The following is a 26,324-nucleotide window of genomic DNA, read 5'->3' as shown; positions in this document are numbered from 1 at the left end:
GTGTATCAGTCATCTGTCATTAGTGTATCCTGTTTTTTATTTTTTGTCAAAGTATGCTTCCCATATCCCTTGTGTCCGGTTCCGTGAATCCGGAGGAACCGGCAGCCCGGGCCTTGCATATCATCTGTGTCATGGTTCCCATGGGACAGTACACACACCAGGAGCGGGGGCGGAACAGGACCATGGTGGCCAGCCCAAGGATGGTGGATGTCAGCATGACGCTGTAGAATCCAAATGCGAACTGGGACATCCACAGGGGCACGCCTTCCGCATGATAAGCATGGTTCCAGGGAAGGCGGAAGGTCCACAGCACTGTCACCACCTGTTTCAGGCCCGAGGCGCCCCTGAACACCAGCCAGGTATTGAATAACATCTGGCAGAACATGAACAGGAAGAAAATCAGAAAGCCGTAACGGAAAGCTTTGGACTTCATCCAGCGCGGCACCGGACGACCCGGGGAAAGGTGAAGCTTACTCCCCAGTATGGAAAACAGCTGCCCCCTGCCGCAGTAGCGGTTGCAGTAGAGTTTGGACCCTGTCACGATGGAAATTGCCAGGGGGACCAGAAAACAGATCAGGCCCAGCCAAGCAAACATGATATTGAAGAAACCAAGAATCAGATAGGTCATGGATGCAATCCACAGATAGTCATACCAGTGGCGGTCCCCCTTTTTTGTCTTTTTACTGTTCATGGCGCGCACCTCCTTTTTCTGAACTGGCAAAAGTAACGTGGATGTTGGATGAATCCTGGACAGCTGCATGCCGCGGTACAATCTCAATGACGGATGCAGGGCATTCCCTGGCGCATTTTCCGCATCCCACACATAGGTCATGGCTGACAATGGCATAGGAGCCTTTCCATATATCAAGCGCCTGGCGCGGACATATCTTAAGGCAGCAGCCACAGGCAACACAGGAATCCTTGTGGATAAATGCAATGGATTTGGATTGGGGTTTCATTTGATAATACCTCCCTGATTTTTTGACGATGCGTCTGTGTGCTAAGGATACCATAATAAGGGAAATGCTTCGGTGACCGGGGTCACAGAGACTGTGGCCTTTGCCGGGGAATGTCGATTCATATTGTCAAAATGGCAGTTGTCTTTTTGGACAAAATGTGATATGCTATGATTCAATCACAGGATGGTAAATCATTTGCCGTCCATATCTAATATTTTCATTGGCCGGCAATGTCGCTGGCAGGATCACAGGACTGGTAATATGGGAGGACAGGGTTTATTGCATTTTCAGAAAGGACCCGGTATCTGGTCCGTTACTTTGATGACCGGGCGCGTTATGCGGATTTAATCAATGGGTTTATATTTTGCGGGGAACAGGTGGTTTCAGAAGAAGATGTGCAGGAGATGGATTCCAATGTCACAGGTGTATTTGGAAGGTTAAGGAACCGGTTCATGGTACAGAAATACCGGGACTGTGTCAGGAAAATCGTCTTTGACACAGGGTTTGCAATTGTTGGGATTGAAAACCAGGACCAGGTCCATTATGCCATGCCTGTCCGGATCATGCTGGAAGATGCTGCGGGTTATGACAGACAGCTGCGGCATATAAGGAAACGTCACCGCCAGGTGCTGGAACTTAGAAGCTTTGAGGACATTGACTGCTTCCGGACTGATTTAAGGGAAGTATTTGGGTTCATCAAACATTCGAATGACAAGAATAGGGAATGGGAATTTGCATTTCAAAATGAGGAAACATTTCAGTGTCTGGATGAGGATGCGTTTGACGTGATTATATCGGTAACAGGTTCTGCCGAACTGGAGCAGATAAAGGATATGTACTGTGAGGAAGGAGGAAAAATTAATATGTGTGAGGCAATCCGCGGGATGATAGAGGATGGAAGGATTGAAGGGGTTAAACAGGGACTTGGGGCCCTTGTGGAGGTATGCAGGGAGTTAGGGCTTTCAAAGGAAGATGTGGTTTCCAGGGCCATGGGCAAGTTTTCCCTGCCCGTGGATGAGACGGAGGATTTGATTGACAGGTATTGGAATCAGTTGAGTATCAATGATAGTGAGGAACGGCAGGTATAGAGGATGATATGTCCCGCCAGCCGTGAGTGGACAGACAACCGGCCGGCAATGCTGCCGGCCGGTCAGTTATCTATAATTATAAAAAAGAAGAGGGAGCATTATTTATTCTTTGCAATCTCGCTTTCCATATCAGCCTTTGAGACAAGGCCAATGGACTTCCCGACAATCTGGCCTTTCTTCATATAAAGAAGGGTGGGGACGCTCATTACCTGGAAACGGGTTGCCAGTTCGATTTCCTCGTCGATATCGACTTTGTAGAAATGTACTTCCGGATGGGTTTCTGCCATGCTCTCCACAACCGGGGTAAGCATCTTACACGGACCACACCATGTTGCAAAGAAGTCAACCACTACCAAATCCTCACCAGCGTTTACTGCCTGATCAAATTCACTTTTAGATAAATGTTTTACAGCCATAATAGAACCTCCTGATTTATATTCATTAATATTATTTCTTGTATTGGTTATAGCATACCACATTTTGGCGTATAGTTATGTGACAAAGGTCACGAAACATTCATTCTTAAATCTAATAGATTATCTTCTGATGTTAAGCTCGGCTTATGAAAACATGGATTTCAGTCCTCTGTCACTGTTTCATAGGGCCAATCCGCAATGCCTCCGAAATCATAGACATTCTGATATCCGATTTCCACCAGCTTATCGGATGCCTGTCTGCTGCGTACGCCGGTACGGCAATAAATCAAAAGGACCGCATCCAAATCCGGAAGTTCCTCTGGCTGTGTATCCCTGATTCCTTCATTGGGGACCAGGATGCTGCCCGGGATGTGCCCTGCCGCATATTCGTCTTCCCTGCGCACATCAACCACGGTAACGCCGCCCTGATCCATCATTGCTTTGGCCTCGCTGGCCGTGATTTTATGATAGGCGCTTTCGCCCTGCGCGGCCTGAGCATCCATGCTTTCCTGTGTGGCCGGGTCATCCATGCTGCCCTGTGAAGCCGGGTCATCCATGCTGCCCTGTAAAGCCGGGTCATCCATGCTGCCCTGAGAAAACCGGGTGGCCATGCTGTCCGGGCTTGGCGCCGGGCTGGCGCTGTTGGAAGCACCGCAGGCTGCCAGTGCTGCTGTACAGAATAAAACCGCCGCTATAAGATAGGTCCCTTTGTGCATTTTACGCCTCCTTTTCTGTAATTAATTTTGGTACAGTTTATACTGTAACTATAGTATATACAGTTGAATTTGTCAATAGGCAATCCTTAACTTTTTTTGAAAAATATTGTTTGAGGTATAAAAATCCCACATTCTATGCTATACTTATGCCTAAAGTGGAAAAGTATGTACTAACTAGGATGGAGACAGTTATGCCAGATAGAGAAAAGGACAGTGAGTACGCCATTAAGGTCGCGGACGTGACCAAGGTATACAGATTATATGAGAAACCCATTGACCGTCTGAAAGAATCCATGAGCATTTCCCATAAGAATTACCACAGGGATTTTTATGCACTGAACCAGCTTTCCTTCCATGTGAAGAAGGGGGAGACAGTGGGAATCATCGGAACCAACGGTTCCGGCAAATCCACTATATTAAAAATCATTACCGGGGTATTGACGCCGACCACAGGAGAGGTTGCGGTGGACGGTAAGATATCGGCCCTACTGGAACTGGGCGCCGGTTTCAATATGGATTATACAGGAATTGAAAATATATATATGAACGGCACCATGATGGGATACACGAAAAAGGAGATGGACGCCAAGCTTCAGGATATCCTGGACTTTGCGGAAATAGGGGATTTTGTGTACCAGCCGGTCAAGACTTATTCCAGCGGTATGTTTGTACGGCTGGCTTTTGCGTTAGCCATCAACGTGGACCCGGAAATCCTGATTGTGGATGAGGCATTGTCCGTGGGCGATGTTTTTTTCCAGTCCAAATGCTACCGCAGGATGGAGGAGATACGCAAAAAGGGAACCACAATCCTGATGGTAACCCATGATATGGGCAGTATCATCAAGTACTGTGACAAGGTGGTCCTTCTTAATAAGGGCGAATTCGTGTCCGAAGGCGCTCCCGGACATATGGTGGATTTATATAAGAAAATACTGGCCGGCCAGTTGGATTCGCTGAAAGCGGAACTGGAAAAGAAGAACCAAGTGGAAATGTCCGATTTTTCCGGCGGCATGGAGATGGCGCTGGAAAGCGCAGATGCGGCACAGAAGGAGGATGGTCCTGCAGGGCAGGGCACGGGGGTTTTGCAGGATGGCGGTGCCGCACATGGCAAAGGCCTTATGAAGGACCAGCTGACCATTAATTATGACAGGACGGAATATGGGGACGGCAGGGCTGAGATTTATGACCTTGGCCTGTTTGATGAGCGGGGAAACCTTACCAACCTTCTGTTAAAAGGAGAAACATTCACCATCAGGGAATGCATCCGTTTCCATACGGATATCCAGGCGCCGATTTTTACCTACACAATCAAGGACAAGAAGGGAAGCGACCTGACAGGGACCAACACCATGTTTGAAGGCGCGGATATAAAGCCGGTGAAGCGCGGGGACGAATACACGGTAGAGTTTTCACAGAAAATGACGCTTCAGGGAGGGGAATATCTCCTGAGCATGTCCTGTACGGGCTTTGAACATGGGGAACATGTTGTCTATCACCGCCTGTACAATGTGACGAATATTACAGTCATCTCCAATAAGAACACGGTGGGTGTGTATGATATGGAATCCCAGGTGAAGGCAGAGAAGAAAAGCTGTGGCGGAGGATGTTCATGAAGGATATCAGTTACGAAATCTTAGATTTATTCAAGACATATGGCAGTACCCGGGAAGGCATGGACCAGGCTCTGGACCAGGATGAACGCCCCCAGGTGCTTCATGCGCTTTCGCCTATCCGGGAAAACCTTCTGGAATGGCTGGATTTGACCGGACAGGACCAGGTGCTGGAGCTTGGCTCGGGATACGGTGTATTTACCGGACTGCTGGCAGGGCGCTGCGCCCATGTGACCGTGGTGGATGACAGGGACGAGAACCTTTTGGTGAACCGGCAGCGGAACCAGGCAAGGGGCAATATAACCTATGGGCTGGAAGGCGGAGAAGACCTGACGGACAGGGGAAACCTGGAAGGCCAGGAGCCATTGTTTGACTGGGTTTTCCTTGTGGGGCCTGGCCGTGAGGAACCGCTTGAGGAAACGGTCCGCAGGGCAGGGGGATATCTGAAGGACGGAGGCAGGTTTGTATTTGCCTGTGAGAATGCAATGGGGCTAAGGTTCCTGGCAGGCGGCGGGCATGACGGTGAGGAGGCCTCCTATACAAAGGGGCGCCTTATGTCTGCGTTTCATGAAGCCGGTTTTACAAGCATGGAATTCTATTATCCCATGCCGGATTACCGCCTCCCGGCATCCATTTATTCGGACCGGTATCTTCCGGGCAAGGGCAGCATTACCCATATGGACGTATCCTATGACAGGCCCAGATATGCCTGCCTCAACGAGGAAGAGGTTTATGACATGCTTTTGGAAGAGGGGGATTTCTCCAGGTTTTCCAATGGCTTCCTTTTGATTGCATCAAAGGGAGCGCCTCTCCAGAAAACGGTTTACGTAAAATATAACCGCACCAGAAAGCAGGCTTTCCAGATACGCACCAGTATTCTGGAAGAAGATGGAACCCGGTATGTGGAAAAGGCTGCCCTTAGCAGTGAGGGAAGCTGGCATATCCTTTCCTTTGCAAAGAAATACGACCAGCTCAAGGCATTTAACCCCTGGGTCCGCGTACTGGAACCCCTGCTTTCAGAGGACGGCATGACGGTGCGGTTCCGGTTTTTGGAGGGGATTACCCTGGCAGAGAAGCTGGGCAGTCAGATTAGGAATGGAAAGGCACCGCTGGAGGAAATCCGGGCAGCCATGAAGGTGGTTTTTGATGTGGACAAGGACCAGACCATGCCATTTACCGTGACCCCTGAATTTACAGAGGTCTTTGGGGAAATACCGGATATAGACGACATTTCCTATAAAGTCAGTAATATAGACGGTTTGTTTGAGAACCTGATGCTTGTGAAGGCGGATGCAAAGAACCACGGACAGGATGGACAGGCTGGGGATGAGAGACTTTATTGCCTGGATTACGAGTGGGTATTTGATTTCCCGGTTCCGGCCCATTTTGTACAGTACCGCAATCTGGCTTACTTCTATTATAAATACCAGGGACTGCTTCAATACGCCGGACTGGAGGATTTCCTTGAGGAATTTTCCATATCCAGGCAGACCGCGGCCCTGTATGCTTCCATGGAGGAAGCCTTCCAGTCCTATGTGCACGGGGATGGCAGCCAGGGATATCTGGCCAGGTACAGCCAGAAGGTTACAGGCCTTGGTGAATTAATGAAAACGGATGAAGAACTTACAAAGGCCAGGGACAGGATACATGCGCTTCAGGCAGAGGTGGAGGAAAAGAACTTCCAGATACGCAAGGAGCAGGAAGTGCAGCGCCTTACCAACAACCATGTTGCCAACCTGGAAGTGATGATTAAGGACTTACGTCACGAGATTGACGAACTGGGCAGGCTGGCCACCTACTTAAACGGGCATGAGGCCCTTATATTCAAGGTGCGCCGCAAACTGGGCGCCCAGGTCAATAAGGCGTTTCCAAAGGGGACCAAAAAGCGCAAGGTCCTGAATTATTGTTTTAATACGGTTAAACATCCAATCCGCTATGGCAGGCTTTACGCCACCCGCTCAGGACGCAACCAGATTGACGGGGATTTTAAGATAGGGGAGGATTACCTCAAATATGGAAGGCTCGTATTCCCGCAGGTGCCGGGCCCGGGCGGGGAAGGCCCGGACGGTTGGGACGGACCCCAGGTATCCATTGTAATCCCGTGTTATAACCAGGTGCATTACACCTATGCATGCCTCCAGTCCATCCTGGAATTCACAAAGGATGTGACCTACGAGGTGATTATTGCGGATGACGTATCCACGGACGCCACGGCCTGTCTTGGGCAGTATGTGGAAGGCCTGGTCATCTGCCGCAACGAGACCAACCAGGGCTTCCTGAAAAACTGCAACCAGGCGGCCAGGGCGGCCAGGGGCAAGTATATCATGTTCCTGAACAATGACACCAAGGTGACGCATGGGTGGCTTTCCTCCCTTGTGGACCTGATTGAATCAGACCGCACCATCGGCATGGTGGGATCCAAGCTGGTATACCCGGGCGGACGGCTTCAGGAGGCGGGAGGAATCATCTGGAGTGACGGTTCCGGCTGGAATTATGGACGTCTGGATAATCCGGACAAGGCAGAATACAATTATGTAAAAGATGTGGATTATATATCAGGCGCAGCCATCCTGCTGTCCTCCGCACTGTGGAAGCAGATTGGAGGTTTTGACCAGCGGTATGCCCCCGCGTACTGCGAGGATTCGGACCTTGCCTTTGAGGTGAGGAGGGCGGGATACCGGGTAGTGTATCAGCCGCTTTCAAAGGTAATCCATTTTGAGGGAGTGTCCAACGGCACGGATGTAAACGGCACCGGCCTGAAGCGCTACCAGGTGGAAAACAGCAGGAAGCTTAAGGAAAAATGGGCGGAGGAATTGAAAGGCCAGTGTGTCAACACGGGCAGCCCCAACCCATTTAGGGCAAGGGAGCGCAGCCAGGGAAAGGAAATCATCCTGGTGGTGGACCACTACGTGCCCACGTTTGATAAGGACGCCGGTTCCAAGACCACATACCAGTACCTGAAAATGTTCTTGAAAAAAGGTTATGTGGTTAAATTCCTGGGAGACAACTTCCTCCATGAAGAACCGTACTCCACCACGCTCCAGCAGATGGGCATTGAAGTGCTGTACGGGGATGATTATGCGGCCGGTATCTGGGACTGGCTTAAGACAAATGGGGACCAGATAAACTACGCATACCTGAACCGTCCGCATATTGCTGCCAAATATGTGGATTATATTAAGGATTATACGAAGATGAAGGTTATCTATTACGGACACGACCTTCATTTCCTCAGGCTGGGCAGGGAGTATGAACTGACCGGCGACATTCATATCAAGCGGGAAGCTGATTACTGGAAATCAGTGGAACTGACCATGATGCATAAGGCGGCTGTTTCCTATTATCCGTCCTATGTGGAGATAAATGCAATCCATGCCATTGACGGAAGCATCCATGCAAAGGCCATTACCGCATATGTCTATGACACGTTCCTGTCCAACATACAGGATGACTTTGCCAAGAGGGAAGGACTTCTGTTTGTGGGAGGCTTTGCCCATCCGCCCAACGCGGATGCGGTCCTGTGGTTTGCAAGGGAGATATTCCCTGCCATCCGGAAACGGATTCCGGGCATACGGTTCTATGTGGTCGGGTCTAAGGTGACCGGGGAGATTCAGGCCCTTGGGCAGGAAGAGGGAATTGTGATAAAGGGCTTTGTCAGCGAGGAAGAGCTTAAGGAGCTTTATTCCGCCTGCAAGCTGGTGGTGGTGCCGCTGCGTTACGGCGCAGGGGTCAAGGGCAAGGTGGTGGAGGCCATCTATCACGGCGCCCCCATCGTGACCACATCCACCGGTGCGGAGGGCATTCCCTTTGTGGAATCCGTGCTGGAGATTGCGGATGAGCCGGAAGCATTTGCGGACCGGGTGGCGGAGCTTTACAATGATAATGGCCGCTGTCAGGAATTGTGCCGCAGGACCCAGGATTATATTAAGAAGAATTTCAGCATGGACGGCGCCTGGAAGGTGATTGATGAGGACTTCCGGGTGTGACGGTGAGGATAAACCGAGAAGGAGGAGTGCAATGCAGGCAATACTTTTGGCCGGGGGCCTTGGGACGCGGCTTCGCAGCGTGGTAAGCGACCGGCCCAAGCCCATGGCCCTGATTGAGGGACGGCCTTTCATGGAATATGTCACCAGGGAACTGGTGCGCAGCGGTATCGATGATATCATTTTTGCCGTGGGATACAAAGGGACCATGGTGGAGGAGTATTTTGGGGATGGGAAGCGGTTTGGGTTTTGCGCATCCTATGCCTATGAGGAGACATTGCTGGGGACGGCAGGCGCAATCAGGAACGCCGGACGCTATATCACGGAGGAAAGGTTCTTTGTGCTGAATGCAGATACATTTTACCAGATTGACTATACGCGCCTGAAACGGCTTTTGGATTCCCTGGATCTGGACATGGCCCTGGTACTGCGGGAAGTGCCGGATGTGTCCAGATACGGCCAGGCCATCCTGGACCAGGACGGATTCCTGACCGCATTTAACGAGAAAACAGAAGAAGCCAGGAAAGGCACCATAAACGGCGGGATTTACCTGATGAGGCGAAGCCTTATGGATACCATTCCGGAGGGTAAGGTGTCACTGGAAAATGATATGATTCCAAGGTGGTTAAAAGAAGGGAAGGCGCTGGGAGGCTTTGTCAATGACGGATACTTCATTGATATCGGGATTCCTGAGGCGTACCGCCAGTTCCAGGAGGATGTGAGGAACCTGGTGGTAATCTAGGGTGCATCTGCGCCGGGAAACACGGATAGGTTGAATACGGAAGGAGAAACAAATGGTAATCAGAGGAAGGGCGCCGCTCAGGGTAAGCTTTGGCGGAGGAGGAACGGATGTAGCGCCATTCTGCGTGGAGCAGGGCGGCGCCATTATCGGCAGCACAATCAACAAATATGCGTATTGCTCCATTGTTCCCAGGGAGGATGACCAGATTATTGTCAATTCCATTGACTTTGACATGACGGTTAAATATAACACCAATGAGAATTATGTTTACGACGGAAAACTGGACCTTGTGACAGCGGCCCTTAAGGCCATGGATATCAAGCAGGGCTGCGAGGTATACCTCCAGTGTGATGCGCCTCCTGGTTCCGGCCTTGGAACCTCATCCACTGTCATGGTGGCCATGCTGATGGCCATGGCGCGGTGGAAAGGAATCATGATGGACGCGTATGCCATGGCTGACCTGGCTTATCAGGTGGAGAGGATTGACCTGGGGATAGACGGCGGATACCAGGATCAGTATGCGGCTGCATTTGGCGGATTTAACTTCATTGAGTTCCATGGGCGCAATAATGTGGTGGTGAATCCGCTGCGGATTAAGAAGGATATCATCCATGAACTTCAATACAACCTGCTGCTCTGTTATACGGGTAAGATCCACGTGTCAGCTAACATCATCAAGGACCAGGTGCAGAACTATGAGAAAAAAGACAGCTTTCAGGCCATGTGCGAGGTAAAGGCCCTGGCCTATGCCCTGAAGGACGAGCTTCTAAAGGGCAACCTGCACAGTTTTGGGAAACTTCTGGACTACGGATGGCAGAGCAAGAAGCGCATGAGCGACAAGATTACCACGCCTCAGATTGATGAGCTTTATGATGAGGCCCTGAAGGCAGGGGCGCTGGGCGGGAAACTCCTGGGCGCTGGGGGCGGCGGTTACCTGCTTATGTACTGCCCGTATAATGTACGCCATAAGGTGGCGGCCAGGATGGAACAGGCGGGCGGCCAGCTGGCCGACTGGAACTTTGAACTGCGCGGCGCCCAGAGCTGGGTCATGGACGATGACAGGTGGCAGTACGGCCAGGTCAGCGTCCATATGCCGGATGGGGAATATAAGTTTGACATATAAAGGACGGTTAAAAGCCATGGAACGGGTTGTTTTTTTAGACAGGGACGGGACGCTAAATGAAGAGGTCTGCTATCTCTACAGGCCGGAGGACCTGCATATCCTTCCGGGGGTCGGGGAAGCGCTTAGGATGTTAAAGGAGGCGGGATACCGTCTGGTGGTGGTTACCAATCAGGCCGGCGTGGCCAGGGGATATTATACAGAGGAGGACGTACGGCGTCTGCACCTGCATATGAACCGACTGCTGGAGCGTGACGGGGCGGGCATTGATGCATTTTATTACTGCCCCCATCACCCGGTCCATGGCATTGGACCATATAAGATACAGTGCCAATGCCGGAAACCTGGAACCGGGATGTTTGAGATGGCCGAAGGGCGGTTTGACGTGGACAAGGCCCATTCCTTCATGGTGGGCGATAAGCTGCTGGACGTGGAGGCGGGGAAGAATTACGGGCTTGCTTCTATTCTGGTGGGAACCGGATACGGCAGGGAACAGCATGAAGAGGATATGAAAACTGGATTAAGCCCTGCATATGACTTTTACGCAGAGACCCTGCCGGATGCTGCCCGGTGGATTTTAGGGAAAGGACAGGTGTGAAGACCATGAGGGAAATGGAATATCTGGAGGAACTGACCGGAAGGTATCCGGTGCTTCATGCAGTGAAGGCGGATGTCCTTGCTGCTTATGAGATGATGAGGGAATGTTATGAACATGGGGGAAAGGTCCTCATTGCAGGAAACGGCGGAAGCTGCGCTGACAGTGAGCACATCGTGGGGGAGCTGATGAAGGGATTTGTCAAGCGCCGTCCGGTATCCGGGGAATTTGCGGACGCACTGAGGTCAGCGGACCCGGTGCGGGGCGGGGAACTGGCGGCACAGCTTCAGGGAAGCCTTCCTGCCATTGCGCTTACCGGGCATATATCCCTATCCACTGCATTTTCCAATGATGTGAAAGGGGAACTGACCTATGCCCAGCAGCTTTACGGTTACGGCAGGCCCGGGGATGTGTTCATAGGAATCTCCACTTCAGGCAATGCTAAGAATATCATGTATGCGGTGGCTGTGGCAAAGGCCGCGGGCATCAGGACCATTGGCCTTACGGGCAAGGACGGGGGAGAGCTTGGCAGGGCCTGCGATGTGTCCATCGTGGTGCCGGAGCAGGAGACATTTAAAATCCAGGAACTGCATCTGCCGGTTTATCACGCCCTCTGCCTGATGCTGGAGGAACATTTTTATGAAGTATAAGCATGTGTTTTCCATATGCGCTTACAAGGATTCGCCTTATCTGGAACCGTTAATACGCTCCCTTGTTTCCCAGAGCGTGCCCAGCCATATCATCCTGTGCACCTCCACCCCCAGCCCATACATAGACGGGCTGGCGTGGAAATACGGCATCCAGGTATTTGTAAGGCATGGCGGGAGCAATATAAGGGATGACTGGAATTTTGCATATGAGATGGCGGACGGCGAGCTGGTCACCATCGCACATCAGGACGACATGTACCATAAAGAATATGCGGAGCGGCTTCTGGCAGCCTACAGGGCGTATCCTGACATGACCGTGTTTACCACGGATTATGTGATTGTGAAAAATGGACGCCTGATTACAGGCGACGCCATGCTGTGGGTGAAACGCATCCTCCGTCTGCCGCTGCGGGTTCCGGCCCTGAACCACCGGGCGTGGGTTAAGAAGATGTCCCTGATTTTGGGCAATCCCATCTGCTGTCCGGCCACAACCTATCAGAAGAAGATGCTGGGCACGCCCCTGGTGCGTTCAGAGTACAGGTTTGCCCTGGACTGGGACAACCTATATCAGCTGGCCTGTGAAAGGGGACGTTTTATCTGTGACGAGCGTCCGCTTCTGTACTACAGGGTCCATGACGGAGCCACCACCAAGGCGTGCATCATGGATAACAGGAGGGCAGAAGAAGAGGAAGCCATGTTCAGACGGTTCTGGCCATGGCCGGTTGCCAGGCTGCTGATGCATTTTTATAAAACTGCCTATGGTGAATATGAGTGATAAAAAAATTAAGGGTTCTGAATATGAAGGGTAGCAAAAGGGAGAATCTGCTTCTGGCAGTGCTGTTGGGGCTGACAGGAGCGTTTCTTATCATATCGTATTACAAAGTGATGGCAGGGCCTTTAAGGAGCGTCCTGGAGTCGGAAGCCACGTGGACCATGTTGGGGGAGGTTGTGCTTGTATTTGCATGGAACCTGTTCTGGCTAAGGAGGGCTTACGGCGGGAAGCGGGACAAGGGCGCCGGAAACCTCCGGATTTGCTGGTTTTGTGTGGCTGGAGGCGCTGCTGTCTTTACCTGGTGCCATCAGATCCTGGTGCCGATTGCCGTATCCGGTATCTATGTGGCGGTCCTGATCCTCTGGGGAAGATGGATCCATCGGTTATTTGCATGGAAGGTCCGGCAGACGTCTGTTGAGGAACTGTCCATGTCCCTGGTGACCGGAAGCGCATTCTGGATGGTCCTTGTGTGCCTTATATCCCTCACGGGCCATGGGGGGATTAGGCTCTGGCGTGTCCTGGCGCTGGTTCTTGGCGGCGCGGCAATGGGTGCGGAGGCGTATCTGGCAATCCGCCAAGGCCGGGCCGGGCAGAAGACGCCGGGGACGCCGGGATGTCAGAGGCAGCTGCCTGGGAAAGCCGGACCCTGGCTCCTGGCATTTATCATCACCATGGTCCTGATCCAGGCCGGACGCCTGAATATAGAACTGGATTATGACTCCCTGCACTATGGACTGCGGTCGGCATTCGTGCTGGACAATGGGAAGGGGATTTATGAAAACCTGGGTATGATTAACCTGGTCTACACCTACAGCAAAGGACTGGAGGTGCTGGCCCTTCCCCTGTGCGGCACGCCCACCTATGGATTTGTGCTGGCATTTTCCCTATGGATGGCAGCTGCGGTCCTGGTCCTGGCAGCTTCCATGGTGGGACGCTGCAGGGGACTGGGAATGGGGCTTTTTGCAGCCGCCGTGCTGTCCTCCATCCCTGGAATCATGAACATGGCTGCCACGGCCAAGAGTGATATCATCACACTGCTGCACCAGCTGATTATCTATAACTTCCTGTGCCGCGCGTTTGAGAAAAAAGAAAAGACGCCATGGCTTCTTATGGCGGTGGCAACCTATCTGCTGACCCTGGTATATAAGCCCACGGCCCTGGTATTTTCAACCGCCCTGGGGGGAACCGCCCTTATATGTCTCATGGCCAGGGGCAGGTTCTGCCTGGGGGACAGAAAGGGATGGCTGCTGCTATTTCTGCCGGCTGGCGCGGCAGCAGGGCTTTGGTACCGCACATGGCTTCTGACCGGAGTGCCGGTGACCTCCATCTTTGCAGGCCTGTGCGAACGGCTGGGATGGAAAGTCAGGTATCCTTACTCCTTTAACCATGTGATTGGGGACCCTTCCATGCTGACTGCCGGGGAAAAACTGGCCCGCCTGGGACGGCGCCTTGGAGAAATGCTTACGGCCCCTGTTTCCGTGGACATGGACCATGTTGTCATTGCCTGGGGAACCGGACTTGTGACGCTGTTCCTGTTCATCTGGCTCATTTCTGCCATAAGGGGCAGGAAGGACCGGACGCCCCTGGAAGTATTTGACAGGGTTCTGATGGTGGTCATGATAATGGGATGCATTGCCAGCATTTATACATTGTCCCAGGTGGACGGCAATTATTTCATCCTGTTTTATTCCCTTTTGGTCGTCATTTCCATGAGGATGGGAGGGAGCGTGTTAAGCAGTGGCTGCCTTGGCGCGGTTCCCGCCCGCGCACATGCGCTGGGACGCGGGCTTGGCCTGGGGGTCATCTGCTTCATGATTGCTAACATTCCTCTTACATGCCTGACCAGCTGGGCCGGACAGCCCGGTTTCACCCCGGTACGCTTAAAGCATTTGGGATACTACGACCACCGGCGGGAGGCACGGCAGCGCGATTTGGAAACAGGGTATCTGAACCTTATATCCGGCTTTTCCCCGGATACAAGGGTGCTGGCATTCGGGAACCACCCGGATGTGCTGGACATGCCCTGCAGTGTACAGAGTTATTACGATGTCACTGGCAGCGGGGGCAATGTATTTCTGGTGAAAAAGCTGGCATATTTTGAGGAGTTCCTGGAATATGCGGACACAGAATACTTTTTCGTGGAAAAAGGATATCTGGCAGCACAGCCGCGCGCCCTTGAGATGATAGAGGACATGATAGAGGAGGGCAGCCTTACGGACCTTACGTACGAGTGGGGTAATCTGTCGGCCAGGGTCACGCTGCCCCCCGTACCGCCTGAGGATCCTGTGGCAGCAGCAGAGGATTTCCACAATAATTACAGTTTTTCATCGGACTGAAGCTGATTGGACGGATGTCAATCGGACGGAAGTCATGGCCATGGTCCGGTGCCGGTCCTTTCCGGGCGGCACCCACACGGACACGGATGGATTTACACACAAGGTACTGCAAAGGAGGCATAAGCAGTGGAGACAAAAGAACGGTCAAGGACCAGGATCGGTTTCTCCAGGATGGAGAAGAAATATGAGTGGAAAGACCATGTGATTTTCATGGGAATCCTGTTGGCCACGGCAGTGTGGGTCAACAGGAACATTGAAATCAAAGGGCTTTATATGGATGACCTGTATTTCTGGTCCTGTTATGGTGAGCAGGGGTTCCTCCAGTATGTATTCCCTTTGGGAAGCACCAGGTTCCGTTTCCTTTACTATCTGGCTGCCTGGCTTGAGATGGCGGTGGTGGGTAATCATGTGAACTGGTTTGTGCCATTTAACATCCTGTTGAACACAGCGGTTTCCTGTTCTGTCTACCTAATCGGCAGACGGCTTTCGCGTTCCAAGGGAATCGGCTTTTTGTGCGGCTTCATGTATCTTATGAGCCGGATGGCTTATTACCAGATCGGACAGGTCCTGGGGCTGATGGAGACCATGGCGCTCTGGATGGCCATTGGCATCCTCTGGTACCTGTACCGTTATATGGACGGGGAGGACGGCAGGAAGTATTATTACCTGTCCTGCGCCCTGTATTTTGGCGTGTGTTTTGTACATGAACGGTATATGGTGCTGTTCCCGCTGCTGCTCTTTGTACTGCTTGTCAAAGGGTCTAAGAATCTGACGGAATGGGGCGCCGGCCTGGCTTCCTTCCTGCTTGTCCAGGCAATCCGTGTATTTGCCATTGGAAGTGTCCTTCCCGCGGGCACTGGCGGGACCCAGGTGGCGGATACCTTCAGTCTGGCAGATACAATCCGCCATGGACTGAGCCAGATTGCGTACGTGTTCGGCATAAACGCTGGCCCGGAACACCTCAACGGCCGTCCATGGGCGCAGAGCCCCCTGGCAATCAGGATCCTGGTCCTGCTGGCCGATGCGGCCATTGCCGTCATTGTACTGGGCTTCCTTATAAAAGTCATAAGGGACAAGAGGAAGGATGTGAAGGGTAAGGTACTATGCAGCCTGGCCTTGTTCCTTTTATTCATCGGGGCCTGTATCGCGTCCTCCAGCGTGACCATCCGGGTGGAGATGCGCTGGGTCTATGTTTCCCTGACAGCAGCCCTTCTGCTTCTGGCATATATGTACGGATACCTGACCGAAGGGGTGAAGCCGGAGCTTTACCTGAAACGTCTGTGGCCCTGGGGCGCGGCATTTGCCTGCTATGTCATCCTCATGCTTCCGGCAGAGCTGTTCTACCGGGCCCAGTACCCGAACCTGTACCTGTGGCCGGACCAGCTGCGCTACAATTCACTGGCAGAGGAGACATACGGACGGTATGGCGACAGCCTGTTCGGAAAAAATATTTATATCATAGGCAGCAGTTATAAGATGAGCGACTTTACGGCCCGTACCTTTTTTAAGGTCTTTGACAAGGAAAGGACAGCAGAGGGGACCAGTGTGGAATTCATTGACAGTATCCGCGACATCGGACTGGTGGACAGCCGTATGCTTGTGCTGAGGGAGGACCCGGAGCACAATGGTTTCCAGGATATCACCCAGTTCGTGAAGGAAATCAAGCTGAATGTGGAGTATGGCTATTACGATGACGGATGGATGGATGAACATGCCAGCCTGACGGTCATGGCAGGTGAGACAGGAGTCATTGACCTGGAAATCATATATCCGGGCGTCATGAGCGGAGGCGAGGGGATTAAGATAACAAAGGACCAGGATGAGCCGTTCACAATCCCGGTGCGTTCCACCGTGGTGAACCAGACCATTGAGGCCGAACCGTGGCAGATGGTCCACCTGACCTTTGACTACAATTTCTATATGCACAATGCCCAGGAACAGCGCGGCAAGGACCGTCTGGCTGCAATTGTGCATATGACGGCGCGGTAAGGATTGTCTTGCGGGGATTGTGCATAGGACGGCAGGGCAGGATTGTCTTGCGGGGATTGTGCATAGGACGGCAGGGCAAGGTTTATTTTGCCGGAAGAGTGCGTACCGTTTAGAAAAGGAGGAACCATGGACACATCCAGGTACAGAAAAATCATATATTGGCTTCTGCCCCTTCTTGGCATTGGCTTCTGCCTTTGGTATGTTAAAAATGCCACCTGTGACGTGGTGTATTCTGATTACATCCGTCTGGTTAACAGCTATCTTCCTGATGTGTATGACCCTGGCAGATTCTTTGTCCCGGATGTGCTCACCAGGATCCCCATCAACTACCTGTGCCGGATTATCAATGTTGAGCTGTTTGGGTTCTCCGTTACCCTGGAGCGTGTCCTGGGGGTTATAAGCCTGGGGCTGGCCGGATGGGTATTTGGGATTTACTGTAAAAATAAAAGGATTGGTATTGGCTGGTTTGCGCTTCTGATGGCTGTGATGTTCAGCCTGAATAAATGGGAAATGCTCACAAACGGCAGCGGCTGGTCCCATTTCTTCGCCTTTGCCTGCTTTTACTACCATGAACTGGTGCTGGACCGGGTATGGGCCGGTGAGGAAAAGACAAGGGACAGATTAAAGCTTCTGGTGCTCCCGTGGCTTATCATACTGGGGACAGCAGGCCCTTACTGTGCAATCTACGCAGTGACCATCCTGATGTCCTACGCATTCTGCATAATCCGGGGCAGGATGCGGGAAAATGAATGGGACATGCGTTACATTGCCTATATGGCCTGTACGCTGGCCCCGCTGCTTCTCTATATCCTCAGCAATTCATTCGCAGTGGAGGAACATGCAGGGGCAACCGGGCGTTCCCTGATGGAAATCCTGTCAGACCATCCTGACTTCCCTATCCGGTTCCTGCTTAAATCCTTTGCAGGTATCCTTGTTGGAGGTGAGGAGCTGCAGGAACTGGTGAGGCAGGGGGTCATTACCAACCGCTTCCTTTACATCATCGGCCTTTTTGTGGTCAGCGGTTACCTGTTTGCGCTTTGGCTTAACCTGCGGTTCCGGTTCTATGAGAAAACCCTTCTCCCCATGATGCTTCTGGTGGGCGGAGGGCTGAACCATATACTTATATTCATGTCCCGGTATATATTTGAGAGCGAGTCATATGCCCTGAGTTCCAGGTACGCCCTGCAGTTCCAGGTGGGAATCCTGGGAATGGTAATCACCTTTGCCCTTGCGTGGAACCAGGGGAGGAAGGGGTATATGTGTGGGAATCCCGGAAAGGACCAGGGCGTTTGTGGGAATCCGGGAGTGAGCCGGCATGCATGTGGGAATCCGGGAGTGTGCCGGCATGCACATGGGAATCCGGAATCAGCCGGAGGGGTCCGTACCGCCAGGGGCGTGTTCCGGCGGTGCCTGATTGCGGTATTCTGTCTTGCAATCCTGTCAGGAAATGGTTATACTACTTACCATGAGATTAAGAAGGCCCCGCACAGGGAAGGGAATTTTGAAAAAATGGCGGCCATGGCCCTTCAGGTGCCGGATATGGACCAAGAGGAACTTCGGGCCAGGGACGCGGAACTGTCCGGCCTGTTTGAGTACAGGAAGGGTGTGGACAAGATACAGGATGCACTGCGTATCCTGAAGGAACATGGATGGAACGTTTTCAGATGACGGGCGGCCCCGGGGAGGGCGGCTGGGACACAATGGAGGATAAAGATGAAAGTTGTTATTTTAGCAGGCGGACTTGGAACCAGGATCAGTGAGGAAAGCCATCTAAAGCCAAAGCCAATGATTGAAATCGGCGGAAGGCCCATCCTGTGGCATATCATGAAATATTACTCAGGATTCGGTTTCCATGATTTTGTCATCTGCCTTGGATATAAGCAGTATGTGGTAAAGGAATTTTTTGCTGACTATTTCCTTCACACCTCAGATGTGACCTTTGACCTGGCCAATAATAAGATGGAAGTCCACAACAATTATTCTGAGCCATGGAAGGTGACCCTTGTGGACACAGGCCTTAACACCATGACCGGCGGACGCGTGAAGCGCATCCAGCCCTATATTGGCAATGAGACCTTCATGCTGACCTACGGGGACGGTGTCAGCACCGTTAATCTGGATAAGCTGGTGCAGTTCCACAGATCCCATGGCAGGACAGCCACCATTACCACGGTGAACATCGGCCAGATGAAGGGGGTACTGGATATTGATGAGGACAATACCATCCTTTCCTTCCGTGAGAAGGAGGATAACGACGGCGCACTGATTAATGGCGGATTTATGGTGATGGAACCGGAAATCTTCAATTATCTGGAGGATGATACCACTGTGTTTGAAAAGCAGCCCATGCAGAGGCTGGCCATGGAAGGACAGCTTAAATCCTTTTACCACAGCGGATTCTGGCAGTGCATGGACACCCAGAGGGAGATGAACAAGCTGGAGGAACTGTGGCAGTCGGGTAATGCGCCGTGGAAGATATGGGAGTAGGTTTGGCGGAGGGTCCGCAGGGCTGCGGTATTCCTTCCTGCTGCAACCCGCTCTCGCTCGTTTTCCACGCAGCGGTACTAAGGTCTGTTTGAAAATTCATTCCCGCCATCTGCCCGCCCCACTTCGCGGCATATTTGGTCCCAATTCGGTCAACGTAGCCCGCTACGCCTCCCTCATCGGGACCAAATCTCCCACAAAGTGGAACGCACAGCTGACGGAAAGCAATTTCCAAACACACCCTAAGGCGCGTGAAAGACCGCGCCTAAGTGCCGGCGTGGAAAGATGGTTTTAGCAGGAAGGAATACCGCAGCCCTGCTGCGCTTCCGCTAACGCCAGGGAGGAAAAACGTTGTGGAACATAGATGGATTTAGTGAGGAGTTTTTATGACTATTAGGGAGTTGGAAGGATTTTATAAAGGTAAGCGTGTGCTGGTAACCGGACATACCGGGTTTAAGGGGGCCTGGCTTTGCAGGATGCTGGGGCTGGCTGGGGCTCAGGTGACGGGGTATGCGCTAAGTCCGCCTACGGATCCGAGCCTGTTTGAGATTGCGGGGCTGGAGGATTGTATGGACAGCGTGATTGGGGACATACGGGACCTGAAGCATCTGCGGGAGGTCTTTGACCGGGTAAGGCCCGAGGTTGTGTTTCATTTGGCGGCACAGCCAATTGTCAGGGATTCTTATAAGGATCCGGTGTATACTTATGAGACCAACGTAATGGGGACCGTGAATGTGCTGGAATGTGTGCGGCTGACAAAAAGCGTGCGTTCTTTCTTAAATGTGACCACGGATAAGGTGTATGAGAACAGGGAATGGGAGTATGGTTACAGGGAATGTGATCCCCTGGATGGGTATGATCCGTATTCCAATAGTAAATCCTGCTCGGAACTGGTGACCCATAGCTATCAGAAGTCGTTTTTGGGGGACGGACGGTGCGCTGTGTCCACGTCGCGGGCCGGTAATGTGATTGGCGGAGGGGATTTTGCCAATGACAGGATTATCCCGGACTGTGTAAGGGCGGCTGCTTCCGGCAAAGATATCATTGTAAGGAACCCCCATTCCACCAGGCCCTACCAGCTGGTGCTGGAGCCTTTGGCGGTTTATCTGACCATTGCCATGAAACAGTATGGGGATGGGAAATTCCAGGGATACTATAATGTGGGACCGGATGACAGGGACTGCGTGACCACCGGGAATCTGGTGGATATCTTCTGCCGTGCTTGGGGCAATGGGATGACATGGGTGGACCGGTACGACGGCGGTCCCCACGAGGCTAATTTCCTGAAGCTTGACTGTTCTAAAATCAAGCATGTGTTTGGATGGCGTCCAAGGTATGGCGTGGAAGAGGCGGTTGCAAAGACCGTGGAATGGTCCAAGGCTTACCTGGACGGACAGGAAATGCTTCAGGTGATGGACAGGCAGATTATGGAGTTTTTTGAGTAAGCGCCGTCTGGCGCTGGTATTCTGAAATAGAGGAGATGATGATATGAAGTTTGACAATATGACGGAAAATGAAGCACGGGAGCAGATCCTTGGCATGGTGAAGGAATACTGCGATACCTACCACAATAAGAAGGGACCGTTTAAGGAAGGGGACAGGGTTCCCTATGCATCACGTGTCTATGACCACAGCGAGATGGTGAACCTGGTGGACAGCGCCCTGGAGTTCTGGCTGACTTCGGGCAGGTTTACGGATGAGTTTGAGAAAAAGCTTGGGGAATACCTGGGCGTCAGGTTCTGCTCCCTTGTGAATTCCGGTTCTTCGGCAAACCTGCTGGCATTCATGACCCTCACTTCCCCTCTTTTAGGGGAGCGCCGTGTGAAGCGGGGAGATGAAATCATAACGGTTGCCTGCGGGTTCCCCACCACGGTCACGCCTGCAATCCAGTATGGCGCCGTGCCGGTGTTCGTGGATGTGACCATTCCCCAGTATAACATTGACGTGACAAAGCTTGAGGATGCGCTGTCTGATAAGACAAAGGCAGTGATGATTGCGCATACCCTTGGCAACCCCTTTGACCTGAGGGCAGTGAAGGCGTTCTGTGAACGCCACGGCCTGTGGCTGGTGGAGGATAACTGCGATGCCCTGGGAACCAGGTATGCCATGGAAGAGGATGGGAAGGAAGTAACCAGGTTCACCGGAACCATCGGCGATATCGGCACCTCCAGTTTTTACCCGCCCCACCATATGACCATGGGGGAAGGCGGCGCTGTGTACACGGATAATCCGCTGCTGAATAAAATCATCCGTTCCTTCCGTGACTGGGGCCGTGACTGCGTATGCCCCTCCGGACGCGACAATATGTGCGGACACAGGTTTGACAGACAGTTTGGCGAACTGCCCCTGGGATATGACCATAAGTATGTGTATTCCCATTTTGGATACAATCTGAAGGCAACGGATATGCAGGCGGCCGTGGGCTGTGCCCAGCTGGACAAATTCCCCTCCTTCGTGGAACGCCGCCGTCAGAATTTTGACCGTTTAAAGGCAGGCCTTAAAGGCCTGGAGGATAAGCTGATCCTTCCTGAACCTGCAAAGCATTCCATCCCCAGCTGGTTTGGCTTCCTTATTACCTGCCGGGAAGGCGTGGACAGGAACCAGGTGGTGCGGTATGTGGAAGGCAAAGGCGTACAGACCAGGATGCTCTTTGCCGGGAACCTGACCAGACATCCCTGTTTTGACGGGATGAGAAGCAGTGGTGAGGGATACCGGGTCGTGGGCAGCCTGTCAAACACGGACAGGATCATGTCGGATACCTTCTGGGTAGGCGTGTATCCGGGCATGACCGATGATATGATTGATTACATGGCAAAGACGATCCGCCGGGCAGTGGAGGCGTAGGTAATCAATCATCAGAGCCTTAACAACAATGGATGAAAAGGGCCGGCGGCCCTGAAGGAGTGCAGCAGAATGAAACCATCTTATGACATGGGCAGGGTCCATGGGGCTAACCTTAAGATCCTCAAGGAGATTGACAGGATATGCCGCAAATACAATATAAAATATATGCTGGACGCAGGCACGCTGATTGGGGCTGTGCGCCACAATGGATTCATTCCCTGGGATGATGACGCGGATGTGGCATTTACCAGGAACCAGTATGACGCCTTCATGAAAGTGGTGAAGAGGGAACTGCCCGAGGGCCTTGAACTGCTGGAACCTGACAGCTTCCGGGGCGGAAAAGGGTTCTATGATTTTACGGCCCGCATCATCTATAAGAAGAGCCGGTGCCATGAGGACAGCCCCCAGATGGCTTTCTATGAAGGTAAGCTGAACCACCTCTGGGTGGATCTGTTTGTCATTGACCGGCTTCCGGCCGGCAGGGCGGGCGCTGCTGCCACAAAGTTCCTGCACATGGCTGTTTACGGCATGGCCATGGCCCACCGGGATAAGCTGGATTTTGGCAAATACAGCCTGATGAATAAAATATTGGTGGGCGGCCTTGCCACGGTGGGACGCATTATCCCCATGAAGGCCATATTTGCCATGCAGAAGGCATTGGCCCTCAAAGACAGGAACAGCAAAGGGCGCCTGCGCTATTACAGCAATTACCAGCCGGATTTCCTGTATGTCACACTGGATAAGGATTGGTGCGACCAGGTGGAGGACATTGATTTTGAGGACACCCGGCTTATGATACCAAAAGGCTGGCACCAGGTCCTGACCCTGGTGTATGGGGATTATATGAAACTTCCGCCAGAGGAACAGCGGGTTCCCTCCCATTCCAGCCTTGAGATTGAGGTATATGACTAAAGAAAGGACTTAAGACATCGTTCATGGACAGATTGTTATCAGTTGTGGTATCAGTCTACAACGAAGAAAAAGCGCTGGAAGACTTCTACAAAGAAACCACCGGAATATTAAAGGACATTGACTGGGCCTATGAGCTTATATTTGTCAATGATGGGAGCTCAGACCAGAGCCTTGCCATTCTTGAGCGCCTGTCTGCTTCTGACCGTGCGGTCAAAGTTGTCAGCTTTTCCCGGAATTTTGGCCATGAGGCTGCCATGATTGCGGGACTGGATTACAGCAGCGGGGATGGGATTATCTGCATGGACGCAGACCTGCAGCATCCGCCGGAATGCATCCCGGTCATCCTTAATCGGTTAACCCAAGGGTATGAGGTCATCAACATGGTCCGCACCAGGAATAAGACAGCCGGGTTCATAAAGAACATAACTTCTTCCGGTTTTTACTGGCTGATTAACCACATATCAGATGTGCATTTTGAGTCCAATGCCTCGGATTTTTTTGCCATCAGCCGCCATGTGGCCCAGGTCCTTAAGGACAGCTACCGTGAAAAGGTCCGGTTCCTGAGGGGATATGTGCAGAATGTGGGCTTTAAAAAGACCACCATTGAGTATGAGGCCAGGGCCAGGGTTGCAGGGGAGAGCAAGTACAGCATCAAGAAGCTGTTTGTGTTCTCCATCAATACAATCCTGTGTTTTTCCAATATGCCGCTGAAGCTGGGAATCTATGCAGGCATTTTTTCCGCCCTCCTGGGCTTTGCAGTCATGATATACACCCTCCTGACCCGCAGGGGCGCTCCCAGCGGTTATGCAACCATCGTGGTACTGCTCTGCTTCATGTTCGCAATGATGTTCATTATTATTGGGATTATTGGTGAATACATCGCCATCCTGTTTACTGAATTAAAAGACAGGCCTATCTATATAGTTGACAGAACTGAGAATTTCGAGGAACGTCCATAAGGCGTTCCCCGGATTTTTTTTGATTTTTTCCGCTTCCCAACCATGCCTCCTCCTGGGTCAGACTGATATTTAATGGAAATTTAATGCTTCCTTTCTTGACAATCCATACCATAAGTGTTTATAATTGGGGGCGTGACAATATGTCACAATGACATTATGTCATTTTAGGGAATATGAGGATACGAATGATAGCAAGGAGGCTGGCCCTATGCCCACACAACGTTTTTTGAAATTAAAGGAAGAAAAGAAGCAGGTCATACTGGATGCCGCTGTCCATGAGTTTTCCAGGGTTCCCTATTCATCTGCATCCATTAACCAGATTATCAAGGAAGCTGACATTTCACGGGGAAGCTTTTATACATATTTTGAGGATAAGGATGATCTGATGCGGTATATACTGCGTGGATTCAGGGATAACTGCCAAAAAAAGATATTTAAATTCCTCAGGGAAGAGCAGGGCAATCCATTTGAGGCAGCCATGGGGCTGCTGGGGATTGTGATGGAACAAGGAGAAGGTGGGCTGGGATACAGGATGTACAGGAACATGCTGTCAGACATGAGCCTGATGGACCAGACCCATCTGTTCGGCATTAAGGGATTCCTGTTCCAGGACAGCACGTACATGGAATTTGTGGATAAGGTGCACGACGGCATTGACAGGGAACGGTATCTCATTGAGAGGGAGACATTGGCATATCTGGTGGATATGCTCATGCTCATCGTCATCAGGACCATAACCATGTATTATAAAAATGTTGCAGGCAAGGACCAGCTTCTGGATGTGGCCAGGAGGGAAATGCAGATTCTGGAAAGTGGAATCAGCCCAGGCACATTTCAGAACCATATGAAAGGGCATACAGAAAAAAGAGGAGAATCAATATGAGACATATCAGAGACAGGAAATACGGATACCGGGCAGCTGTCATTCTGGCAGCATCGGCAATTGCAGGGACCACTCCCATGACCGCCTTCGCCACCCTGGCAAGCAGGCCGGATGAGAATTACGAGGTGGCGGAGCCGCCGGCGCCGGATATCAGCAAGGATATAAGCCCGGAATTTGCTTATTCCGCAGATAAATGGGCGTCCCTCAGGGACAATGTGATGGAATACGGGGAACTGGCTGACTTAGTCCATGAATACAACCCCACTGTGCGCAGCAACCGTTCCACGCTCAGCGATAAGAAGAACCAGGATCTGACGGAAATCAATGATAAGCTGCTGAGCGACGCCATGGATCTGTGGGATGATGCCAGTTCCACGGACACGGACAGCTATATGGGGAGAATGACTGCCGCCAACCTGGATTTTGCAGGAAATACCCTTGCACAGACAGCAGATAAGAATTTTATGGATGCGGAAATGTATAAGATTTCATATGACCAGACAGAGGCCAACCTGGTGTTCCAGGCCCAGCAGCTGATGACCACCTACAAACAGTCCGCTTATACCATGGAAAACCTCAATGCCAACCGCGCCCTGGCACAGGCCTCCTATGAGGCCACGGTTGCGCGTCAGGCAGCAGGTATGGCCACCCAGACAGAGGTGCTGACTTCCTTAAAGAACGTCCAGGACATAGACGCCAACATCCTGTCCGCACAGAAATCAACGGACAATGTATACCGTTCCCTGCTGCTTATGCTGGGATGGAGCGCGGATTCACAGCCTGAGATACGGGATATACCTGAGCCGGACCTGGCAAGGATTGGGGCAATGGACCCGGATGCTGACAGGGAACAGGCGCTTGCAAATAATTATGAAATCAAATCCGATGAACACAAGCTCCAGAACCTGAAGACCAATGAGCAGGCGGATGCCACCAAGGCCGACCTGGAGGATAAGCGCAACCAGGTATACAGCAGCCTTAAGACCCAGTACAATGCGGTCCTGGATGCAAAGGATGCCCTGGACGCCGCCAACATAAAGCTTCAGCTGGAGACCGTGAACATGAACGCTGCTTCGGCCAAGGCTGCAACGGGAAACATAAGCGCGCTGGAACTGATCCAGCAGCAGACCAGTTATACAACAGCCAAAAACAGCGTGGAAACCGGTAAGATGCAGCTCACCCTTGCCATGGAAAAATACGACTGGATAAAGAAGGGACTGACTTTCAGCTAAAACCAAGGTAAGACAGTTGTTTAGAAAGGGTAAT

23 protein-coding genes and 1 pseudogene are annotated in these 26,324 nt (G+C 51.9%); 19 read left to right on the top strand and 5 right to left on the bottom strand.

Features of this window, described 5'->3' with window-relative positions:
• Positions 1-46: 46 nt before the first annotated feature.
• A complete protein-coding gene (locus tag DWX59_RS05170) occupies positions 47-691 on the bottom strand; it encodes a 4Fe-4S binding protein (protein ID WP_117556689.1) in 645 nt (214 codons plus the stop codon).
• The gene (locus DWX59_RS05165) at positions 681-959 is read right to left on the bottom strand and encodes an ATP-binding protein (RefSeq protein WP_117556687.1); all 279 of its coding nucleotides are present in this window, start codon (positions 957-959) and stop codon (positions 681-683) included. Before DWX59_RS05165 ends, DWX59_RS05170 begins: the two co-directional genes overlap by 11 nt.
• Positions 960-1,336: 377 nt before the next feature.
• Between DWX59_RS05165 and DWX59_RS05160 the strand changes: the two genes are divergently transcribed.
• Positions 1,337-2,047, top strand: a complete 711-nt coding sequence (locus DWX59_RS05160; RefSeq protein WP_207660398.1) for a hypothetical protein — start codon at positions 1,337-1,339, stop codon at positions 2,045-2,047.
• A gap of 98 nt (positions 2,048-2,145) precedes the next feature.
• On the opposite strand, the gene trxA is transcribed toward DWX59_RS05160, so the two are convergent.
• Both trxA and DWX59_RS05150 read right to left on the bottom strand, forming a co-directional pair.
• The gene (trxA, locus tag DWX59_RS05155) at positions 2,146-2,463 is read right to left on the bottom strand and encodes a thioredoxin (protein ID WP_117556685.1); all 318 of its coding nucleotides are present in this window, start codon (positions 2,461-2,463) and stop codon (positions 2,146-2,148) included.
• A 161-nt stretch (positions 2,464-2,624) separates the two neighbouring features.
• Positions 2,625-3,179: a rhodanese-like domain-containing protein gene (locus DWX59_RS05150; protein ID WP_117556683.1), complete on the bottom strand. Its 555-nt coding sequence runs from the start codon at positions 3,177-3,179 to the stop codon at positions 2,625-2,627.
• Between the two features lie 191 nt (positions 3,180-3,370).
• On the opposite strand from DWX59_RS05150, the gene DWX59_RS05145 reads away from it, so the two are divergent.
• The 11 genes from DWX59_RS05145 to rfbF all read left to right on the top strand — a co-directional run bounded on the left by DWX59_RS05145 (position 3,371) and on the right by rfbF (position 19,463).
• Positions 3,371-4,792 (top strand): ABC transporter ATP-binding protein, encoded by a 1,422-nt coding sequence (locus tag DWX59_RS05145; protein WP_117556681.1) that lies wholly within the window; start codon positions 3,371-3,373, stop codon positions 4,790-4,792.
• A complete protein-coding gene (locus tag DWX59_RS05140; protein WP_117556679.1) occupies positions 4,789-8,775 on the top strand; it encodes a glycosyltransferase in 3,987 nt (1,328 codons plus the stop codon). The genes DWX59_RS05145 and DWX59_RS05140 overlap by 4 nt, the downstream gene beginning before the upstream one ends.
• A gap of 31 nt (positions 8,776-8,806) precedes the next feature.
• The gene (locus DWX59_RS05135; RefSeq protein ID WP_117556677.1) at positions 8,807-9,514 is read left to right on the top strand and encodes a nucleotidyltransferase family protein; all 708 of its coding nucleotides are present in this window, start codon (positions 8,807-8,809) and stop codon (positions 9,512-9,514) included.
• A 52-nt stretch (positions 9,515-9,566) separates the two neighbouring features.
• The gene (locus DWX59_RS05130) at positions 9,567-10,637 is read left to right on the top strand and encodes a GHMP family kinase ATP-binding protein (protein WP_117556675.1); all 1,071 of its coding nucleotides are present in this window, start codon (positions 9,567-9,569) and stop codon (positions 10,635-10,637) included.
• A gap of 16 nt (positions 10,638-10,653) precedes the next feature.
• Positions 10,654-11,232: a D-glycero-alpha-D-manno-heptose-1,7-bisphosphate 7-phosphatase gene (locus DWX59_RS05125; protein WP_117557272.1), complete on the top strand. Its 579-nt coding sequence runs from the start codon at positions 10,654-10,656 to the stop codon at positions 11,230-11,232.
• A 5-nt stretch (positions 11,233-11,237) separates the two neighbouring features.
• Entirely contained in the window at positions 11,238-11,879 is a 642-nt protein-coding gene (locus DWX59_RS05120) for a D-sedoheptulose-7-phosphate isomerase (protein WP_117557270.1), read from the top strand.
• Positions 11,869-12,654, top strand: a complete 786-nt coding sequence (locus DWX59_RS05115) for a glycosyltransferase family A protein (protein ID WP_117556673.1) — start codon at positions 11,869-11,871, stop codon at positions 12,652-12,654. Before DWX59_RS05120 ends, DWX59_RS05115 begins: the two co-directional genes overlap by 11 nt.
• Positions 12,655-12,677: 23 nt before the next feature.
• On the top strand, positions 12,678-14,987 hold the full coding sequence (locus DWX59_RS05110) for a hypothetical protein (RefSeq protein WP_117557268.1): 2,310 nt from the start codon (positions 12,678-12,680) through the stop codon (positions 14,985-14,987).
• A 126-nt stretch (positions 14,988-15,113) separates the two neighbouring features.
• Positions 15,114-16,976: a hypothetical protein gene (locus DWX59_RS05105; protein ID WP_117556671.1), complete on the top strand. Its 1,863-nt coding sequence runs from the start codon at positions 15,114-15,116 to the stop codon at positions 16,974-16,976.
• 126 nt (positions 16,977-17,102) lie between these two features.
• Positions 17,103-18,644, top strand: coding sequence for a hypothetical protein (locus DWX59_RS05100; RefSeq protein ID WP_235844918.1), 1,542 nt, complete (start codon positions 17,103-17,105; stop codon positions 18,642-18,644).
• Between the two features lie 45 nt (positions 18,645-18,689).
• Positions 18,690-19,463: a glucose-1-phosphate cytidylyltransferase gene (rfbF, locus tag DWX59_RS05095; protein ID WP_117556669.1), complete on the top strand. Its 774-nt coding sequence runs from the start codon at positions 18,690-18,692 to the stop codon at positions 19,461-19,463.
• On the opposite strand, the pseudogene DWX59_RS29795 reads toward rfbF, so the two are convergent.
• A pseudogene (locus DWX59_RS29795) lies at positions 19,351-19,632 on the bottom strand (DUF6783 domain-containing protein); the annotation flags it as partial. The gene rfbF and the pseudogene DWX59_RS29795 sit on opposite strands and share 113 nt — an antisense overlap.
• Here DWX59_RS29795 and DWX59_RS29790 point away from each other — a divergent pair.
• The 7 genes from DWX59_RS29790 to DWX59_RS05060 all read left to right on the top strand — a co-directional run bounded on the left by DWX59_RS29790 (position 19,552) and on the right by DWX59_RS05060 (position 26,290).
• The gene (locus DWX59_RS29790; RefSeq protein WP_117557264.1) at positions 19,552-19,755 is read left to right on the top strand and encodes a DUF6783 domain-containing protein; all 204 of its coding nucleotides are present in this window, start codon (positions 19,552-19,554) and stop codon (positions 19,753-19,755) included. The pseudogene DWX59_RS29795 and the gene DWX59_RS29790 sit on opposite strands and share 81 nt — an antisense overlap.
• A gap of 91 nt (positions 19,756-19,846) precedes the next feature.
• Entirely contained in the window at positions 19,847-20,905 is a 1,059-nt protein-coding gene (rfbG, locus tag DWX59_RS05085; protein ID WP_117556667.1) for a CDP-glucose 4,6-dehydratase, read from the top strand.
• Positions 20,906-20,948: 43 nt separating this feature from the next.
• Positions 20,949-22,304, top strand: coding sequence for a lipopolysaccharide biosynthesis protein RfbH (gene rfbH, locus DWX59_RS05080; protein WP_117556665.1), 1,356 nt, complete (start codon positions 20,949-20,951; stop codon positions 22,302-22,304).
• A 69-nt stretch (positions 22,305-22,373) separates the two neighbouring features.
• On the top strand, positions 22,374-23,216 hold the full coding sequence (locus DWX59_RS05075) for a LicD family protein (protein WP_117556663.1): 843 nt from the start codon (positions 22,374-22,376) through the stop codon (positions 23,214-23,216).
• Between the two features lie 23 nt (positions 23,217-23,239).
• On the top strand, positions 23,240-24,175 hold the full coding sequence (locus tag DWX59_RS05070) for a glycosyltransferase family 2 protein (protein ID WP_117556661.1): 936 nt from the start codon (positions 23,240-23,242) through the stop codon (positions 24,173-24,175).
• Between the two features lie 208 nt (positions 24,176-24,383).
• On the top strand, positions 24,384-25,058 hold the full coding sequence (locus DWX59_RS05065; RefSeq protein ID WP_117556659.1) for a TetR/AcrR family transcriptional regulator: 675 nt from the start codon (positions 24,384-24,386) through the stop codon (positions 25,056-25,058).
• Positions 25,055-26,290 (top strand): TolC family protein, encoded by a 1,236-nt coding sequence (locus DWX59_RS05060; RefSeq protein ID WP_117556657.1) that lies wholly within the window; start codon positions 25,055-25,057, stop codon positions 26,288-26,290. The genes DWX59_RS05065 and DWX59_RS05060 overlap by 4 nt, the downstream gene beginning before the upstream one ends.
• The last annotated feature ends 34 nt before the right edge of the window (positions 26,291-26,324 follow it).

Origin of the sequence: Enterocloster aldenensis, from assembly GCF_003434055.1 — a bacterium.
Classification (GTDB): Bacteria; Bacillota; Clostridia; order Lachnospirales; family Lachnospiraceae; genus Enterocloster; species Enterocloster aldenensis.
The sequence above is the reverse complement of the archived record's forward strand: the minus strand, read 5'-3'. Positions and strand labels throughout refer to the sequence as shown.

Excerpts from the sequence above, each read along its gene's own strand:
- DWX59_RS05170 (WP_117556689.1), bottom strand. The coding sequence starts at position 691 with ATGAACAGTAAAAAGACAAAAAAGGGGGACCGCCACTGGTATGACTAT.
- DWX59_RS05165 (WP_117556687.1), bottom strand. The coding sequence starts at position 959 with ATGAAACCCCAATCCAAATCCATTGCATTTATCCACAAGGATTCCTGT.
- trxA (WP_117556685.1), bottom strand. The coding sequence starts at position 2,463 with ATGGCTGTAAAACATTTATCTAAAAGTGAATTTGATCAGGCAGTAAAC.
- DWX59_RS05150 (WP_117556683.1), bottom strand. The coding sequence starts at position 3,179 with ATGCACAAAGGGACCTATCTTATAGCGGCGGTTTTATTCTGTACAGCA.
- DWX59_RS05145 (WP_117556681.1), top strand. The coding sequence starts at position 3,371 with ATGCCAGATAGAGAAAAGGACAGTGAGTACGCCATTAAGGTCGCGGAC.
- DWX59_RS05140 (WP_117556679.1), top strand. The coding sequence starts at position 4,789 with ATGAAGGATATCAGTTACGAAATCTTAGATTTATTCAAGACATATGGC.
- DWX59_RS05135 (WP_117556677.1), top strand. The coding sequence starts at position 8,807 with ATGCAGGCAATACTTTTGGCCGGGGGCCTTGGGACGCGGCTTCGCAGC.
- DWX59_RS05130 (WP_117556675.1), top strand. The coding sequence starts at position 9,567 with ATGGTAATCAGAGGAAGGGCGCCGCTCAGGGTAAGCTTTGGCGGAGGA.
- DWX59_RS05125 (WP_117557272.1), top strand. The coding sequence starts at position 10,654 with ATGGAACGGGTTGTTTTTTTAGACAGGGACGGGACGCTAAATGAAGAG.
- DWX59_RS05120 (WP_117557270.1), top strand. The coding sequence starts at position 11,238 with ATGAGGGAAATGGAATATCTGGAGGAACTGACCGGAAGGTATCCGGTG.
- DWX59_RS05115 (WP_117556673.1), top strand. The coding sequence starts at position 11,869 with ATGAAGTATAAGCATGTGTTTTCCATATGCGCTTACAAGGATTCGCCT.
- DWX59_RS05110 (WP_117557268.1), top strand. The coding sequence starts at position 12,678 with ATGAAGGGTAGCAAAAGGGAGAATCTGCTTCTGGCAGTGCTGTTGGGG.
- DWX59_RS05100 (WP_235844918.1), top strand. The coding sequence starts at position 17,103 with ATGGACACATCCAGGTACAGAAAAATCATATATTGGCTTCTGCCCCTT.
- rfbF (WP_117556669.1), top strand. The coding sequence starts at position 18,690 with ATGAAAGTTGTTATTTTAGCAGGCGGACTTGGAACCAGGATCAGTGAG.
- rfbG (WP_117556667.1), top strand. The coding sequence starts at position 19,847 with ATGACTATTAGGGAGTTGGAAGGATTTTATAAAGGTAAGCGTGTGCTG.
- rfbH (WP_117556665.1), top strand. The coding sequence starts at position 20,949 with ATGAAGTTTGACAATATGACGGAAAATGAAGCACGGGAGCAGATCCTT.
- DWX59_RS05075 (WP_117556663.1), top strand. The coding sequence starts at position 22,374 with ATGAAACCATCTTATGACATGGGCAGGGTCCATGGGGCTAACCTTAAG.
- DWX59_RS05070 (WP_117556661.1), top strand. The coding sequence starts at position 23,240 with ATGGACAGATTGTTATCAGTTGTGGTATCAGTCTACAACGAAGAAAAA.
- DWX59_RS05065 (WP_117556659.1), top strand. The coding sequence starts at position 24,384 with ATGCCCACACAACGTTTTTTGAAATTAAAGGAAGAAAAGAAGCAGGTC.
- DWX59_RS05060 (WP_117556657.1), top strand. The coding sequence starts at position 25,055 with ATGAGACATATCAGAGACAGGAAATACGGATACCGGGCAGCTGTCATT.